The 15,623-nt window shown below is 74.1% G+C and carries 16 protein-coding genes; 3 read left to right on the top strand and 13 right to left on the bottom strand.

What is annotated here, in order from left to right; genetic code table 11:
* Positions 1 to 99: 99 nt before the first annotated feature.
* The 3 genes from E4P39_RS20200 to E4P39_RS20190 all read left to right on the top strand — a co-directional run bounded on the left by E4P39_RS20200 (position 100) and on the right by E4P39_RS20190 (position 3,208).
* Positions 100 to 1,227, top strand: coding sequence for an NDMA-dependent alcohol dehydrogenase (locus E4P39_RS20200; protein ID WP_135138379.1), 1,128 nt, complete (start codon positions 100 to 102; stop codon positions 1,225 to 1,227).
* Between the two features lie 74 nt (positions 1,228 to 1,301).
* Complete coding sequence (locus E4P39_RS20195) at positions 1,302 to 2,192, top strand: MoxR family ATPase (RefSeq protein WP_245159988.1); 891 nt, start codon at positions 1,302 to 1,304, stop codon at positions 2,190 to 2,192.
* An 80-nt stretch (positions 2,193 to 2,272) separates the two neighbouring features.
* Positions 2,273 to 3,208, top strand: coding sequence for a vWA domain-containing protein (locus E4P39_RS20190; RefSeq protein ID WP_245159987.1), 936 nt, complete (start codon positions 2,273 to 2,275; stop codon positions 3,206 to 3,208).
* 33 nt (positions 3,209 to 3,241) lie between these two features.
* Here E4P39_RS20190 and E4P39_RS20185 read toward each other — a convergent pair whose 3' ends face one another.
* The 13 genes from E4P39_RS20185 to E4P39_RS20125 form a co-directional block, all read right to left on the bottom strand.
* Entirely contained in the window at positions 3,242 to 4,945 is a 1,704-nt protein-coding gene (locus E4P39_RS20185; RefSeq protein ID WP_135138378.1) for an AMP-binding protein, read from the bottom strand.
* Positions 4,946 to 5,015: 70 nt separating this feature from the next.
* The gene (locus E4P39_RS20180) at positions 5,016 to 5,714 is read right to left on the bottom strand and encodes an ATP-dependent Clp protease proteolytic subunit (RefSeq protein ID WP_209306642.1); all 699 of its coding nucleotides are present in this window, start codon (positions 5,712 to 5,714) and stop codon (positions 5,016 to 5,018) included.
* Positions 5,711 to 5,977 carry a helix-turn-helix transcriptional regulator gene (locus E4P39_RS20175; RefSeq protein WP_135138377.1) on the bottom strand — a complete coding sequence of 89 codons (267 nt, stop codon included), beginning with the start codon at positions 5,975 to 5,977 and terminating at the stop codon, positions 5,711 to 5,713. The genes E4P39_RS20180 and E4P39_RS20175 overlap by 4 nt, the downstream gene beginning before the upstream one ends.
* A gap of 24 nt (positions 5,978 to 6,001) precedes the next feature.
* The gene (gene mftF / locus E4P39_RS20170) at positions 6,002 to 7,492 is read right to left on the bottom strand and encodes a mycofactocin biosynthesis glycosyltransferase MftF (protein WP_135138376.1); all 1,491 of its coding nucleotides are present in this window, start codon (positions 7,490 to 7,492) and stop codon (positions 6,002 to 6,004) included.
* Positions 7,489 to 8,292, bottom strand: a complete 804-nt coding sequence (locus E4P39_RS20165) for a mycofactocin-coupled SDR family oxidoreductase (RefSeq protein ID WP_135138375.1) — start codon at positions 8,290 to 8,292, stop codon at positions 7,489 to 7,491. Before E4P39_RS20165 ends, mftF begins: the two co-directional genes overlap by 4 nt.
* Positions 8,289 to 9,035 carry a mycofactocin biosynthesis peptidyl-dipeptidase MftE gene (gene mftE, locus E4P39_RS20160; protein ID WP_135138374.1) on the bottom strand — a complete coding sequence of 249 codons (747 nt, stop codon included), beginning with the start codon at positions 9,033 to 9,035 and terminating at the stop codon, positions 8,289 to 8,291. Before mftE ends, E4P39_RS20165 begins: the two co-directional genes overlap by 4 nt.
* Position 9,036: 1 nt before the next feature.
* Positions 9,037 to 10,287 (bottom strand): pre-mycofactocin synthase MftD, encoded by a 1,251-nt coding sequence (gene mftD / locus E4P39_RS20155; RefSeq protein WP_135138373.1) that lies wholly within the window; start codon positions 10,285 to 10,287, stop codon positions 9,037 to 9,039.
* A 55-nt stretch (positions 10,288 to 10,342) separates the two neighbouring features.
* Entirely contained in the window at positions 10,343 to 11,602 is a 1,260-nt protein-coding gene (gene mftC, locus E4P39_RS20150; protein WP_245159986.1) for a mycofactocin radical SAM maturase, read from the bottom strand.
* Positions 11,599 to 11,910, bottom strand: coding sequence for a mycofactocin biosynthesis chaperone MftB (mftB, locus tag E4P39_RS20145; RefSeq protein WP_209306641.1), 312 nt, complete (start codon positions 11,908 to 11,910; stop codon positions 11,599 to 11,601). Before mftB ends, mftC begins: the two co-directional genes overlap by 4 nt.
* 66 nt (positions 11,911 to 11,976) lie before the next feature.
* Positions 11,977 to 12,117 carry a mycofactocin precursor MftA gene (gene mftA, locus E4P39_RS20140; RefSeq protein WP_167762001.1) on the bottom strand — a complete coding sequence of 47 codons (141 nt, stop codon included), beginning with the start codon at positions 12,115 to 12,117 and terminating at the stop codon, positions 11,977 to 11,979.
* Positions 12,118 to 12,251: 134 nt separating this feature from the next.
* Complete coding sequence (locus E4P39_RS20135; protein ID WP_245159985.1) at positions 12,252 to 13,364, bottom strand: XdhC/CoxI family protein; 1,113 nt, start codon at positions 13,362 to 13,364, stop codon at positions 12,252 to 12,254.
* Position 13,365: 1 nt separating this feature from the next.
* Positions 13,366 to 14,508, bottom strand: coding sequence for a VWA domain-containing protein (locus E4P39_RS20130; RefSeq protein WP_209306640.1), 1,143 nt, complete (start codon positions 14,506 to 14,508; stop codon positions 13,366 to 13,368).
* Positions 14,501 to 15,442 (bottom strand): MoxR family ATPase, encoded by a 942-nt coding sequence (locus tag E4P39_RS20125; protein ID WP_245159984.1) that lies wholly within the window; start codon positions 15,440 to 15,442, stop codon positions 14,501 to 14,503. The genes E4P39_RS20130 and E4P39_RS20125 overlap by 8 nt, the downstream gene beginning before the upstream one ends.
* Between the last annotated feature and the right edge of the window lie 181 nt (positions 15,443 to 15,623).

The following is a 15,623-nucleotide window of genomic DNA, read 5'->3' as shown; positions in this document are numbered from 1 at the left end:
CTTTTCACGGTGTGACCCACGCCATAGCGTGCACATCAGCCATGCGCGCCGACGCATGCAATCCCAGCCCCTCGACGCGAGGGCCACCAGGAGGTCCCCATGCCCGTGAACACCCGCGGCGCGATCATGCGCTCCGCACCCGGACAGTGGGAGGTCGTCGATCTCGTCGTCGACGACCCCCAGCCCGGCGAGCTCCAGGTCAAGGTGGCCGCCTCCGGGTTGTGCCACTCCGACGACCACGTCGCCACCGGTGACATGCCCGTGGGCAAGTACCCGTTCCTCGGCGGCCACGAAGGGGCCGGCGTCGTCACCGCGGTCGGCCCCGGCACGAAGGGCTTCGAGGAGGGCGACCACGTCGTCTTCTCGTTCCTGCCCGGCTGCGGACGCTGTCGCTACTGCGCCAACGGTCAGCAGTACATCTGCGACTCCGGCGCGAACCTGCTGGTCGGCTCGCGGTGGGACGACGCCACGAGCTTCCGGTTCCAGACCTCCGACGGCACCGACGTGGGCCAGATGTGCGGGCTGGGCACCTTCGCCGAGATCACCACGGTCGACATCCGCTCGACGGTGAAGATCGACAAGAGCATCCCGCTCGAGGTCGCCTGCCTCGTCGGGTGCGGCGTCGGCACCGGCTGGGGCACCGCTGTGCAGGCCGGTGAGGTCAAGGCCGGCGACACGGTCATCGTCATGGGCATCGGCGGCATCGGCATCAACGCCGTCCAGGGCGCGGCCCACGCGGGCGCGAGCCACGTCATCGCCGTCGACCCCGTCGCGTTCAAGCGCGAGAAGGCCATGGAGCTCGGCGCCACCCACGCCTTCGAGAACATGGACGAGGCGGCCGACTTCGCCCGCAGCGTCACCAACGGGCAGGGAGCGGACAAGGCGCTGATCACCGTCGGGGTCCTGAAGGGCGAGCACGTCGCCCAGGCGTTCGAGGCGATCGGCAAGGGCGGCCGGGTCGTCATCACCGGCCTCGGCGACCTCACCGACGTGGGCATCCCGATCAACCCCAGCATGCTCGCGCTGTTCACCAAGGAGATCCGCGGCGCCCTCTTCGGCGACCAGAACCCGAGCTCCGACATGCTGAAGATGCTGCGGCTCTACCAGGAGGGGAAGCTCAAGCTCGACGAGCTGATCACCACCCGGTACAAGCTCGACGACATCAACAAGGGCTACGAGGACATGCACGCCGGCAAGAACATCCGCGGCGTCATCGTCCACGACTGAGCCGATCGAGCCGGGGTGCCGCCTCCCACCCGGGGCGGCACCCCGGTCCGCGTCCCGGATCCGGAGGACCTGCCGTGACCCCGTCGAGCGCCGTCCGGCTCGACGTCGGCGGCATGGTGCGCGTCGCCCGGGACCGGGTGGTCGCCCGGATCCGCGAGGCGGAGGTGGTCGCCGCCGCGCTGTCGGCGGGCCGCAACGTCGTCCTGGAAGGCCCGCCGGGGACCGGCAAGACGACGCTGCTGCGCTCGCTCGCCGACGGCGCCGGGGTGCCGCTGGTCCTCGTGGAGGGCAACGCCGAGCTGACCCCCACCCGGCTGGTCGGCCACCACGACGCCTCCCGGGTGCTCGTCGAGGACTACCGGCCGGAGAACTTCGTGCCCGGGCCGCTCACCCGCGCCATGACCGAGGGGGCCCTGCTCTACGTCGAGGAGTTCAACCGGGTCCCCGAGGAGACGATGAACATCCTGCTCGGCGTGCTGTCCGAGCGGGAGATGCACGTGCCCCGCTACGGCCGCGTGGCCGCCCGCCCGACCTTCCGGCTGGTCGCGGCGATGAACCCGTTCGACGCGGTCGGCACCGCGCGCGTGACCCCCGCGCTCTACGACCGCTCGTGCCGGGTCGCGATGGGGTACCAGGACGAGGACGCCGAGCTGCGGGTGGTCGCGACGGTGACCGACGGTCCGGCCGACCTCGTCGCCCGCGCGGTCCGCGCCGTGCGGATCACCCGCGACCACCCGGAGCTGCGCATCGGCGCCTCCGTCCGCGGCGCGATCGACACCGTGCTGATCGCCGTCGAGCTGGCCGCCGTCCGGGACACGGCGGCGCTGGAGGACGGGACCGGCCTGGACGCGGCACTGGCCGCCATGACCGGGAAGGTCACGCTGGGGGACGGCGTCGCCCGGCCGGTCGAGGACGTCGTCGCCGACATCTGGCGCCGGGCCGGTGAGGAGCTGGGAAAAGCCTGACGCCCGGGGAGGAGGCCCCCGGGCCGCCCCCACCGCCGGGCCAGGGCGGCCCGCCCCCCGCCCGGCGCCCGCCCCGGGTGGTGGAGGACCCCGACGCCGTCGCGGAGCTGCTCCGCTCCCAGGCCGCGCGCCGCAGCAGCCGGGACCAGCTCTCCCGCAGCAATCCCGACTTCGACGCGGTGTCCCCGCAGGCCGGTGAGCTGGACGCCGCCGCCGTGGCCGACCTCGCGGCCCGGGATCCCGACGCGGTCGCCCGGGTGCTGGCCGCTGCCGCGCGTGCGTTCGACCCCCAGCTGCGGGCGGCGGCCAGGTCGCTGGCCGCCCGGCTGCCGCTGGGCAACCCACGCGCCGGGACCGCCGACCGGCCGGGCACCCGCCGCGTGGTGACCCGCAGGGAGCCGACGGGGTCCGACGTCGACCTCGACGCGACCCTCGCCGCCCGGGGCGCGGAGCCGCACTGGCGGGCCGAGCACCTGCACACCCGCGGCTGGCGGTCCACCGGACGGGCGGTCGTGCTGCTGGTGGACGCGTCCGGGTCGGTGGCCGGCGACGAGCTGGCGGCCGCCGTCCTCACCGCCTCGGCGCTGGTGCAGCGCATGCGGCCGGGAGACGAGCTGGGGGTGGTCGCCTTCTGGTCGACCGCGGTGGTGCTCCGCCCGCTGTCGGCCGATCCGCGGGTCGACGGCGTGGTGAACCGGCTGTGCGACCTGCGCGGCGGCGGCACCACCGACCTGGAGCTGGGCCTGCGGACGGCGGCGGCGCAGGTGGCGCGCTCGCGTGCGGCCGACCGTCAGGTGCTGCTGCTCTCCGACGGCATCGCCACCGAGAGTCCCGACCCGGTGAACGCGGCATCCGCACTGGCCCGGATACCCGCCCGGCTGCAGGTGCTCGCCCTGTCCGGCGAGGAGGAGGCGATGGCGTCCTGCGCCGCGCTGGCCTCGGCCGGGGGCGGGAAGGTGGCCGCCCTGCATCGCCCCTCGCAGGCGCCGGCCGCCGTCCGGGAACTGCTCGGGTGAGGCGGCCGGCGCAGCGGGAGACCACCCGCCGCGTCAGCCGCGGAGCTCCGGGAAGTCCGCGTCGCTGAACTCCGTCGGCGAGCCGCCCGTCGGGTACAGCTCCTCCTCGCGCGTGCGGAGCTCGACGCGGCGGATCTTGCCCGAGACGGTCTTGGGCAGCTCGTAGAACTCGATCCTGCGGACCCGGAGGAACGGGGCGAGGTTCTCCCGTGCGTGCCGCAGGATCGACAGCGCGGTCTCCCGCGTGGGCTCGTGCCCCTGCGCGAGGGCGACATAGGCCTTGGGGACGGCGGCCCGCACGGGGTCGGGCACCGGCACCACGGCGGCCTCGGCGACCGCCGGGTGCTCGATCAGGACGCTCTCGAGCTCGAACGGGCTGATCTTGTAGTCGCTCGCCTTGAAGACGTCGTCGGCGCGCCCGATGTAGGTGATGTAGCCCTCGGCGTCCCGCTTCGCGACGTCGCCGGTGTGGTAGTAGCCGCCGGCCATGGCCTCGGCGTTCCGCTCGGGATCGCCATGGTACCCGGTCATAAGCGCCAAAGGAGGGCCGGACAGGTCCAGGCAGATCTCGCCCTCGTCGGCCTGTTCCCCGCTGACGGGGTCGACCAGCACCACCGGCATGCCGGGCAGCGGCCGGCCCATCGAGCCGGGCTTGACCGCCGATCCCGCGGTGTTGCCCACCGCCGCCGTCGTCTCGGTCTGGCCGTAGCCGTCGCGCAGGGTGAGCCCCCACTGGGCCTTCACCTGCTCGATGACCTCGGGGTTGAGGGGCTCACCGGCGGCCACGACCTCGCGCAGCGATCCGGGCCCGCCCGACAGGTCGGCCTGGATCAGCATGCGCCAGACCGTGGGCGGCGCGCAGAAGGTGGTGATGCGGTCCCGGCGGAGCCGCTCGAGCAGCGCCGCCGGGTCGAACCGCGTGTAGTTGTAGAGGTAGACCGTCGCCTCGGCGATCCACGGGGCGAAGAAGCAGCTCCACGCGTGCTTGGCCCAGCCCGGCGAGCTGATGTTCAGGTGCACGTCGCCGGGCTGCAGGCCGAGCCAGTACACGGTCGACAGATGCCCGACGGGATAGCTGACCTGGGTGTGCTCGACCAGCTTCGGCCGGCTCGTCGTCCCGCTGGTGAAGTACAGCAGCAGGGGGTCACCGGGCAGCGTGCCCGGATGCCCCGGCGGGGTGTCGTCGGCCTGTGCTGCGTCGCCGTACGCGAGCCACCCGTCCGGCGCCTCCCCGACGGCGATCCGGGTGTAGTCGCCGGGGACGGCGTCGAACTTCCCCGCGTCCGCGGCGTTGACGACGACGTGGCGGGCGCCGCCGCGCTCGATGCGGTCCGCCAGGTCGGCCGGTCCGAGGGCGGTGGTGGTCGGCATGATCACCGCGCCCAGCTTCATCACCGCGAGCATCGCCTCCCACAGCTCCACCTGGTTGCCGAGCATCAGGACGACGCGGTCGCGGGGGCCGACCCCCTGTGCCCGGAGCCAGCCGGCCACCCGGTCGGAGCGGCGGACCAGCTCGTCGAAGGAGTACCGCGCCTCGCGGCCGTCCTGCTCGACGATGTGCAGCGCGGTCGCGGCGTTGCCGCGGGCATAGCTGTCGAACCAGTCGACCGCCCAGTTGAACGGACCGTCGAAGCGGGGCCAGTCGAACTCGGCGAGCGCCTTCTCGTGATCGCCGCGCAGCGCGAGGATCTGGTCGCGGGCGGCGCGGTAGAGCTCGGTCGCGGAGCTGGCGGGCATGGAAGGACCTCCTGATTCCGGGGTGCGGCCGGATCGTCCTCCCCCATCGGGCGTGCGACCACCCCACCGGTCAGGACTCGGGCCCTCCCGGACGGCGCCCGGACGGCTCGGTCGAGTCGAGGAGCCCGTAGGCCCGCGCCTCGTCCACGCTCAGCAGCCGGCCGGTCCGCATGTCGGCGGCCAGATCGTCGACCGGGCGCCCGGAGGCGGCCGCCAGCCGCTCCTGCAACGTGCGGAGCCGACGGGCGTGCTCCGCGGCCAGCGTCTCCACCTCCCGGCCCGGGATGCCGTGCGGGGCCCGCGGCTCGCACAGGTGGATCGCCGAGTGCCGCCCCGCCACCCGCCTGTCGGCGACCGCGAGGATCGTGACCGCGGCACCGGTGAGCGTGCCCAGGGACGTCGCGTGCACCGGGGCACCCATCAGGTCGAGCGCGTCGACCAGCGTGAGGGCGGCGTCGAGATCGGCGCTCACACCGGACAGCCGGAGAAGGACCGGCGCGTCGCCGGAGGCGTCGAGCAGGCCGAGCGCGGCCACGGTCCGGTTGACCGTCTCGGGGTCCAGCTCACCGGCCAGGGCGATCTGCCGCTGGTCGAGCAGCCGCTCGGCCAGCCAGTCCGGTCCGCCGATCACCACGGACGCCGATGCGGCCCCCGGGCCCGGTGGCCGGGCGTCGGGCTGCCACGGGTTGTGCCGGGGACGGGGCGGGTCGGGTGGCTGCGGCGGCAGCGGCGGGAAGGTGTTCACGGACGAACCGATCGGCATGCTCATGGGGACTCCTCGGACGGCCCTACCTGCCAGGTGACGGTGCGGCCCAGGGCGGCCGCGTAGCGCTCCAGGGTGGACAGCCGCGCGTCCAGCTCGCCGCTCTCCAGCCGGGCGACGGCCGACTGGGAGGTGCCCATGCGCGCAGCGATCTCGGTCTGGCTCAGCTCGCTCTCGCGGCGTGCCCGGACCAGCTCCTCGATGAGCGCACGACGGCGGCCGGCCAGGTCCTGCAGACCGGGGAACAGCGTCCGGCGTGGCGGCGGCATAGCGGAGATGTTATCGCTTCTCGGCTATACCGACATCGTGTTCTCCCGCGGCGGAGCTCCTCGCGAGCGGCCGCCGACCGGCCGGGGCACCCCGGCGTCCCGACGACCGGCGACGCTCCTCCCGGTCCTCCGGACGTCGGGCAGCAGCGCGCTCCACGCGCGGGCGCGGACGGCGCCGATCCACACCCCGGTCCCGTAGGCGACGTCGTCCAACCGCCTGGCGACGAGGAAGGCGGCGAGGGGGAGGTGCGACGAACAGCGCCGGTGCTCGGCGACCCCTCTGCACACGGCGGCGACGACGAGGAACCGCCGGAGGGCCGCGGACCGGGCACCGAGCAGTGCACCGACGGGCCACCAGTGCCGCAGGCCGAGATCGGCGGCCTGCGACAACGCGGCGAGGAGGCCCTGCACCGCGAGCGCGGCAGCAACAGCCGGGCGGTGCGGCGCATGGGGAAGACTGCGGCGGATGCGTTCGGCGGTCAGGCCGGTGACGAGCCCGCAGAGCGGCACCGACCATCGCCGCTGCAGGACCAGAGCCACGACCGCGGCGACGCTCCACGGTGCGAGGACGGCGGGTGCGACGGCGGCGCCGTGCCGGCGGGCGAGGTCGCCGGCGCTGGTGCCGTACAGCAGCCGGCGGGAGAGGACGTCCCAGCCCCCGGCCCGGGCCTCGTGGAACACCTCGACGGAGGCGACGTAGAGGACCCGTCTGCCGTCGCCGGCGAGTCGCCAGACGAGGTCCACGTCCTCGCCCACCCGCATGTCCGAGGCGAACCCGGCGCCGAGCGCGTCGGTCCGGGCCACGAGGCACGCGGCCGGGAGCCAGGCGACACGGGCTCGGGGACGAACGGTGCCCCCGTCGGCGCCGAGGTCCAGCGCGGAGTGGTCGGCGTCGTAGCGCGCCATCCACGAACCGCCCGGCGACGCGAGGCGTCCCCGCACCCGGGGGGCGACGAGGCCGACGCCGGGGTCGGCGAAGCAGCGGGCCAGCCGGGGAAGCGCGTCCGGCGTCAGCTCGACATCGGAGTCGAGGAAGGCCACCAGGGACGTGCGAACGTCCGCGAGGCCGGCGTTGCGGGCGCCGGCGGGCCCGCGATTCCGGTCCAGCCGGACCAGGTCCGCCCCGGCCGCGGCGACCACCGCTCCGATCTCGCCGGGACGTCTCGAGGCATCGTCGACGACCACCACCCGATGAGCGCCCTCGATCGATGCCAGCAGACGGCGGAGCGATTCGGGTCTGTCCCGCACCGGCACGACGACGGTGATCGGCTCGCGGCAGGGCGGCAGGAGCTCCAGCACGGGTTCGGCCATGCCCAGGTCGAGCAGTCTGCCCGCCAGGGCACCGGTCGCGGGATCGGTGACGGTGAGCTCTCCCTGCGAGAGGCTTGCCGCGGCGCGGGGGGCGAGGGACAGGGCCGTGGCCGGGGAGCCGCCGATCAGGATGCGGCCACCGTCGAGGACACGAACCCGGCGACCGAGCCGTACGGCGAAGCCTTCCGGCAGGCCGGCGGTCACGGCCGGAAGCCTCCCCCGGCAGGGATGACCGAGGAGTTGAGCGGAGCGGCCTCCGGGGAGCAGCAGAAGGCGATGATCTCGGCGACGTCGTGGGGGTCCTGGATGCGGCGCATCAGGGATGAGCCGGCGAAGCGCTCGACGTCCTCGAGGCCGTAGAGGTCCGCCGTGGCGTGCAGCATGTCGGTTCTCGTCGAGCCCGGCGCGACTGCCACGGCGGTCACGCCGGTGCCAGCGAGGTCCTCGGCCAGCCCCCGGACCAGTCCGACGACGGCGTGCTTGGCGGCGCCGTAGGCCGAGAGCCCGAAGAGGCCGGTGACCCCGGCCGCGGAGGAGACTGCGACGAACCGGCCGCCGCGTGGTTCGGGTCCGGCCAGCAGAAGCGGCACGGTGACGGCGGCGGTGTGCCACACGCCGATCAGGTCGACGTCCAGGAGATGCCGGAGCTCCGCCTCCGAGGTCTCCCACTGGGGCCGGCCGCCGGTGATGACGGCCGCGGCGGCCACCGCGGCATCGAGGCGGCCGAACCGGTCCAGGGCCGCCTGGGCGGCCGCCGCGAGCGCCGGCCGGTCCCGGACGTCGGCCACCGCGGGCAGCACCTGACCGGGGTGGCGCCCTGCGACCGCCTCCAGTTGGTCCGGCGTGGCCAGGTCGTAGCCCAGTTGTGGTCGGTCCTGGTCCGCGGCGCAGGAGTCGACGGCCACGACCCGGTAGCCGCGCAGGCAGAGCGCGTCGACGGTGGCGGCGCCGATCCCGCGGGCCGCTCCGGTGACCAGCGCGACGCGGGAGGAGGAGCCCGTCACACCCGCGTCCCCGCCGGGAGGCGTAGCCGGCCGGTGCTGTCGGGCTGCCAGGACTCGATGCTGCGGGTCACGTCCGCCGCCATCTGCGCGAACAGGCGAGCGCCCTCGGCCGCGCTCGCCCCGGTGGGATCGCCGAGCACCCCGTTGACCGAGACTGCGGCGACCCCGTCGGCGACCAGCCGAGGCAGGAGCCGTTCGATCGGCGTGGTGTTGCCCGGCTCGGCCCGCTCCAGCCGGACGGCGCGGGGTCGCAGGTGCAGCATCAGCGAGGTCTCCGAGAAGCCCGCGTGCGCGTCCCCCTGCCCACCGGTGTCCCGGGTGGCGCAGGAGGCCCAGGCCACGGCGTGCCCCTCGGCGCGGAGCTGGGACACCGCCGCCCGGAGCGCCGGCACGTTCCCGCCGTGCCCGTTGACGAGCACCACCCGCTCCGCCCAGGTGCGGATCGAGCGGACCAGCTCCACGGTCACCATCCGGAGCGCCTCGGTGCCGATCGAGCAGGTGCCGCGGAAGGCCTGGTGCTCGCCGCTGGCGCCGTACGTCACGACCGGCGCCACGAGCACCGGTTCATCGGCACGGTGGCGGGCCAGGGACTCGGCGCACCGATGCGCGACGGCGTCGGCGATGGCCGAATCGGTGTCCAGCGGCAGATGGGGTCCGTGCTGCTCCGTCGACCCGACGGGGACGAGCACGAGGGACCCGGGAGGGACGTCGAGCCACGGCGCATCCGCGAGGACGGCGGTCACGTCACGGCGTGGCGACGGCGAACGTCGCCGGCGCGGGGGTGTCCTCGGTCCCGCCGAGAGCGCGGTGGAAGCCCTCGGGTATCACCAGGTGCCCGGGCGTCAGGTCGTGCACGGAGGCGGCGCCCATGCCCAGCAGCGCGGAGTCGATGCCCATCCGCATGATGTCCAGCACGTTCTCCACCCCGGCCTGCCCGTTGGCGGCCAGCCCCCACAGGTAGGCGCGGCCGATGAGCACCGCCCGCGCGCCGAGACAGAGCGCCTTGACCACGTCGGAGCCGCGCCGGATCCCGCCGTCCATGACGACCTCGACGTCCTTCCCGACCGCGTCGACGACCGGCTTGAGCATCCGGATGGCGGCGGGGGTCCCGTCGAGGTTGTTGCCGCCGTGGTTGGACACCGAGATGGCGGTGACCCCGGCGTCGACGGCCCGCCGGGCGTCGTCGACCCGGCCGACGCCCTTGAGCATGAAGGGGCCGCCCCACTGCTCCCGGATCCAGGCGACGTCGTCCCAGGTCGGCGGCGGGGTGTTCATCCACTCGTAGTACGCCCCGAAGAATCCCGGCGCGGGCTGGCCGGCACGGGCCAGGTTGGGTGCGGTGAGGTCGGGCAGCCGCCCGGTGCGGGCGAACGCCGCCAGCCAGCGCGGCTTGTGCACGACATGGGGCGCCATCCGGACCATGGTGCGGAGGTCGACCTTCTCCGGGATCTCCGGGCTTCCCCAGTCCCGGCCGATGGAGAAGGACCAGTCCAGCGTCGCGATCAGGCCGATCGCCCCGGCGGCGCGGGCACGCTCCATCCGCTCGACCATGACGTCACGGTCGCCGGTCCAGTACATCTGGAACAGCGTCCGCGGGTTGGCCGCCACCACCTCCTCCACCGACTTGGAGGCGAAGTTGCTCAGCCCCATCAGCGTCCCCCGGGCCGCGGCGGCGCGGGCCACCGCGACCTCGCCGTCGGGGTGGACCGCCTGCACTCCGGTCGGCGAGATGACCACCGGCAGCGCGATCTCCTGCCCCATCAGCGTGGTGGCCAGCTCCCGTACCGGCGGATTGCCGGCCACGTGCGGGGCCAGGCCGAGCTCGCGGAAGGCCGACTCGTTCTCTGCCACGGTCTGGCCGCGCTCCGAACCCGCCATCAGTGCCGCGTAGAGGGGGGCCGGCAGCCGCTTGCGGGCACGCCGCTGCGCGACGGCGACGGACTCGAACCACGGGTTCTGCGCCCAGGGGTTGGCCAGCCAGGCAGGCTTGGACATTCGGCTCTCGTCTCCCGGTGCGGTCAGGCGGTGGGTGCTATCAGGCGGTGCGCGATCAGGCGGTGGGTGTGAAGCCGGCCAACGGGTGCTCCGCACACGCCGATACCGGAGGTGCCGCCGGCGACCAGGGCTGCTCCTCGCGGCGTGACAGCTGCAGCAGCACGGGTTGGTTCCTGGTCGGCGTCCGGCGGGAGTGGTCCTGACTGGGCGACGGAACGGTGCGTTCCCCCGCCAGCGCCGTCTCGCCGTACCCCTGCACGCACTCGGGGTCGGGGCCGTCCAAGGGCAGGCCCGTGAAGAACTTGGCCGCCATGCAGCCACCGCGGCACGCGTCGAAATGGCTGCACTTCGTGCACGCGCCGCCGGTCTGTGGCGAGCGGAGGTCGGCGAACAGCGGCGAGGTGCGCCACACCGCCGCGAAGCCGCCGTCGGTCAGCAGGTTGCCGGCACGGAACGTCTCGTGGATCGCGAACGGACACGCGTACACGTCCCCGACCGGGTCGATGAGGCAGACGACGCGGCCGGCGCCGCACAGATTGAGTCCTGGCAGCGACTCCCCGAATCCCGCGAGGTGGAAGAAGGAGTCCCCGGTCAGCACCCGCTCGCCGTGCTCGCGCAGCCAGTCGTAGAGCTGCCGCTGCTGGTTCGGCAGCGGGTGCAGCTCGTCCCACACGTCGGCGCCGCGGCCGGACGGTCGCAACCGGGTGAGCCGCAGCGTCGCACCGTACCGGTCCGCCAACGCCTGGAAGTCGTCGAGCTGCGGGATGTTCGTCCGCGTCATGACCACGGAGATCTTCGTGTCCGTGAAGCCTGCCTCGGCGAGATTCTCGAGGGCCGTGACCGCGGTGCGGAAGGACCCCGCGCCCCGTACCTGGTCGTTCACCTCCGGCGTCGCGCCGTCCAGCGACACCTGTACGTCCACGTAGTCGGTCGAGGCCAGGAACCGCGCCCGTTCCGGCGTGATGCGCACCCCGTTCGTGGAGAACTTGACCCCCACGGAATGGCCGACCGCGTAGTCCAGCAGGTGCCAGAAGTCCGGCCGGATCGTGGGCTCTCCCCCGCCGACGTTGACGTAGAAGACCTGCATCCGCTGCAGCTCGTCGATGACGCCCTCGCACTGCGCGGTGGTGAGCTCCCGCGGGTCCCTGCGGCCCGACGAGGACAGGCAGTGCGCGCAGGACAGGTTGCACGCGTAGGTCAGCTCCCACGTGAGGCAGATCGGCGCGTCCAGCCCGTACTCGAACTGCTCGACCAGTGAGCCGGCCAGCGGCCCGCTGGTCCGCTCGACCTCGTTCATGGCTGCTACCGGTGTCACGGCCGCTCATCCCCTTCGTCGTGACCAGGTTCTCCGTGTGCATGGCCTTCACGTCGCTGGATCAACCCGGCCGTGGCCAGTCGCGCCAGCGCGCCGGCATAGGCCGGCCAGTGGCGCTCCGCGACACCTGCTGCCGCAAGGGCTCCACGTACATCAGCGGCGGCGGCCAGGCCGCGCACCACCGTCACCAGCTCCGGGCGGCGCAGGAACACCAGACGCCGGTTGCCGAAGTGGTAGGCCAGCGCCCCGAAGGGTTCTGGGCGCAGCGTCACCAGCGGGGACAGCGCCCATGCCTGGGCCAGGTCCACGCTCTCGCCGTCAGCCGGGTGGGTGCCCGGGGGCCCGGCAGCAGCCGTAGCCATCGTCCGACGGGATCAGTAGACGCCGCACATGCCGTCGATGGAGACCTCCTCGACCAGCAGCTCGCTCGTCAGGACCTCCTCGTCCGGAACCGGCGTCTCGCCGGCGAGCACGTCGGCGTCGGTCGTGGGCAGCTGGGTACGGGGCTCGGGCATGGTGCCTCCTCCAGGTTGATCCGGCAGTGCCATCGCCGAGTATGGCGTGGAACACACTCCGGCACCCGGGATACCTGGGAACGGCCGCCGCCACGACCCGTCCGGCCCCCCAGCGGGAACTCGGACTCGACGTCTCAGCGCTCGGCCGTGCGGTGGATCGGCCCCGCGGTGCCGGCCAGCCGCTCCCCGCTCCCGCCCCAGCGCCCGGCGATGATCTCGGCGGCGATGGAGACCGCGGTCTCCTCCGGCGTCCGCGCACCGAGGTCCAGGCCGATCGGCGAGGACAGCCGGGCGATCTCCGCCTCGGTCAGTCCCGCCTCGACCAGCCGCGCCAGCCGCTCGTCGTGCGTCCGCCGCGACCCCATGGCGCCGACGTAGGCCACCGGGAGCCGCAGCGCGACCTCCAGCAGCGGGACGTCGAACTTCGGGTCGTGGGTGAGCACGCAGAGGACCGTGCGCTCGTCGATGCGGCCGGCGTCGACCTCCGCCTGGAGGTACCGGTGCGGCCACTCGACGATCACCTCGTGGGCGTCGGGGAAGCGCTTCGGCGTCGCGAACACCGGCCGGGCGTCGCAGACGGTCACCCGGTAGCCGAGGAACGCGCCCACCCGGGCGACCGCGGCCGCGAAGTCGATGGCGCCGAAGACGACCATCCGGGCCGGCGGCGCGAAGGAGTTCACGAACAGCGTGAGGTCGTCCCCGCGGCGCTCGCCGTCGTGGCCGACGTGCAGCATCCCGGTCCTGCCCGCGGCGAGCATCCCCCGGGCGTCGGCGGCGACGGCGTCGTCCAGGCGCTGCAGGCCCAGGGTTCCGGACTCCCGATCGGGCCACAGCACCAGCCGCCGGCCGATCCGGTCGTCGGGGCCCTTCACCACGGTGACGACGGCGACCGGCTCGTGGTTCTCGACCGACTCGGCGACCTCGCCGAGCTCCGGGAACGACTCTCGGGAGATCGCCTCGACGAAGACGTCGAGGATCCCGCCGCAGGTCAGTCCCACGGCGAAGGCGTCGTCGTCACTGACGCCGTAGCGCTCGAGGGTCGGCTCCCCCGTCTCGACGACGTCCTTCGCCTCCTCGTAGACGGCGCCCTCGACGCACCCGCCGGACACGCTGCCGACCGCCGTCCCGTCCGGGCCCACCAGCATCGAGGCGCCGGCGGGGCGCGGCGCGGAGCGCCAGGTGGCGACCACGGTGCCCATGCCGACGGTCTCCCCCGCCTGCCACCAGCCGACCAGTTCGTCGAGCACGTCACGCACGCTGGATCACTCCCGTCAGCTCCTCGAACGCGGCCATGCTGTGCCCGGACACGAAATGGTCGATCGCCGGCAGCGCCGCCTGCATCCCACCGGTCAACGGCTCGTAGCCGGCCCGGCCCTTGTGCGGATTCACCCAGACGACGGCATGCGCCAGCCGCTGCAGGCGGGTCATCTGCTCGCCCAGCAACTCGGTGCCGCCCCGCTCCCACCCGTCGCTGCAGACGACGATCACCGCGCCGCGCGCCGTCCCCCGCTGCCCCCACCGGTCGAGGAAGGCCTTGAGCACCTCGCCGAGCCGCGTGCCGCCCGACCAGTCCGGAATGGCCGAGGCACTGGCGGCCAGGGCCTTGTCGGGGTCGCGCAGCCGCAGCTCCCGGGTGACGCGGGTCAGCCGGGTTCCGATCGTGAAGACCTCGGTGGCCGACGGCCGGGCGCGGACCGCCGCGTGGGCGAACCGCAGCAGCGCGTCGGCGTACGGGCTCATCGACCCGGAGACGTCGATCAGCAGGACGACGCGGCGCGGGCGGGGCTGCGGCCGCCGGTGCATCAGCCGGGTCACCTCACCGCCGCTGCGCAGCGCCCGGCGCACCGTCCGGGCCGGGTGCACCGCACCACGCCCGCTGGGACGACGGCGCCGGGCGGGCCGCATCGGCGAGGCGGGGACCAGCAGCGCGAACAGCCGGCGCAGGTGCTCGCGCTCGGCGACGCTCAGCTCGGCGACGTCCCGGTGCCGCAGCACCTCGTCGGCGCTGGCGCGGGTGGCCAGGTCGGGGGTCTCCCCGTCGTCGTCGCCCTCGCCGTCGCCCGCGTCCAGCGGCGCGGTGGTGGCCAGCTGGGGCTGCTGGGGGGCGGAATTCCTGCTCGCGCGCGGGGCCTCCCCGGCGAAGTACGCGGCGAAGGCCGCGTCGTAGCGGTCCAGATCGTCGGGGCTGCCGCACAGGGTCAGCCGGCCCGCCCAGTAGACGTCCGTGGGATCCAGGACGTCGAGCGAGCCGAGCGCCTCCAGCATCGCCTCCACCCGGTCCGGCGAGGCCGTGACGCCCGCGTGCCGCAGCGTCCGGGCGAAGCCCAGCACGGTGTCGACGACGTCCCGCGACAGGGCGGGGGACGCCGGGGGTGCCGCCGTCTCAGCCACCGAAGAGCGCTCCCCGGGCCAGGGCGTGCACGCGGTCGGTGTCCTCGCGGTACTTGAGCACCGCGCCGAGCGTGCGGGCAGCCAGATCGGGGTCGAGGTCGCGCGCACCGAGGGTGTGCAGCGCCGTCGCCCAGTCCATCGCCTCCGCGATACCGGGCGGCTTGAGGAGGTCCAGCGTGCGGAGCTTGGCGGTGGCGCGGGCGACCTCGCGCGCCAGCGTCTCGGTCACCTGCGGCAGCCGGCGGCGCAGGATCGCGACCTCGCGGTCGAAGTCGGGGTGCTGCAGCCAGTGGTAGAGGCAGCGCCGCTTGAGGGCGTCGTGCACCTCGCGGGTCCGGTTGGAGGTGAGGACGACGAGCGGCGGGGTCTCCGCGCGGATCGTGCCGAGCTCCGGGATCGAGATCGTGAAGTCGGAGAGGACCTCGAGGAGGAACGCCTCGAACTCGTCGTCGGCCCGGTCCACCTCGTCGACGAGGAGAACGCTGGGCGAGTCCTCCAGCGCCTGCAGCAGGGGGCGGGCGAGGAGGAATCGCCGGTCGTAGAGCGAGGCCTCGAGCGTCTCCATGTCCTCGGGCGCATGGGCCGCCTGGCTGGCGCGCGCGGCCTCGGCGGCGCGCAGGTGCAGCAGCTGCCGGCCGAAGTCCCAGTCGTAGAGCGCCTGGCTGGCCTCGAGCCCCTCGTAGCACTGGAGTCGGTAGATGGGCCGCCCGGTGACCTGGGCGAGCGCGTGGGCGAGGGCGGTCTTGCCGACGCCCGCCTCCCCCTCGAGGAACAGGGGGCGGTGCATGACCAGCGCCAGGTAGGCGGCGGTGGCGAGCCCCTCGTCGGGCAGGTAGCCGGTGCCCTCGAGCGCGGCACCCAGCTCGTCCGGGCCCGCGAAGGCGGGTGCCGCGGGATCGGGGGCGGCGATCGGCTGCGCGGTGGACTCGCTCACACCCGCGAGCATCCCACCTGCGGTGCGGGCGGCGCGCCCTCGCCCGGGGGACGCCCGCCGCACCCTCCGGATCGGCTACGGGATCGTTCTTCGCGCTCCGGGACCGCTGCAGGGCTCCCATACGACGAGAAACCCTCCTGGAGCGGCGTCCGGAGACGGCAAACGGCGGCCGGTCGAGTCC

It is taken from the genome of Blastococcus sp. CT_GayMR19 (genome assembly GCF_004570385.1).
Classification (GTDB): domain Bacteria; phylum Actinomycetota; class Actinomycetes; order Mycobacteriales; family Geodermatophilaceae; genus Blastococcus_B.
The sequence above is the reverse complement of the archived record's forward strand: the minus strand, read 5'-3'. Positions and strand labels throughout refer to the sequence as shown.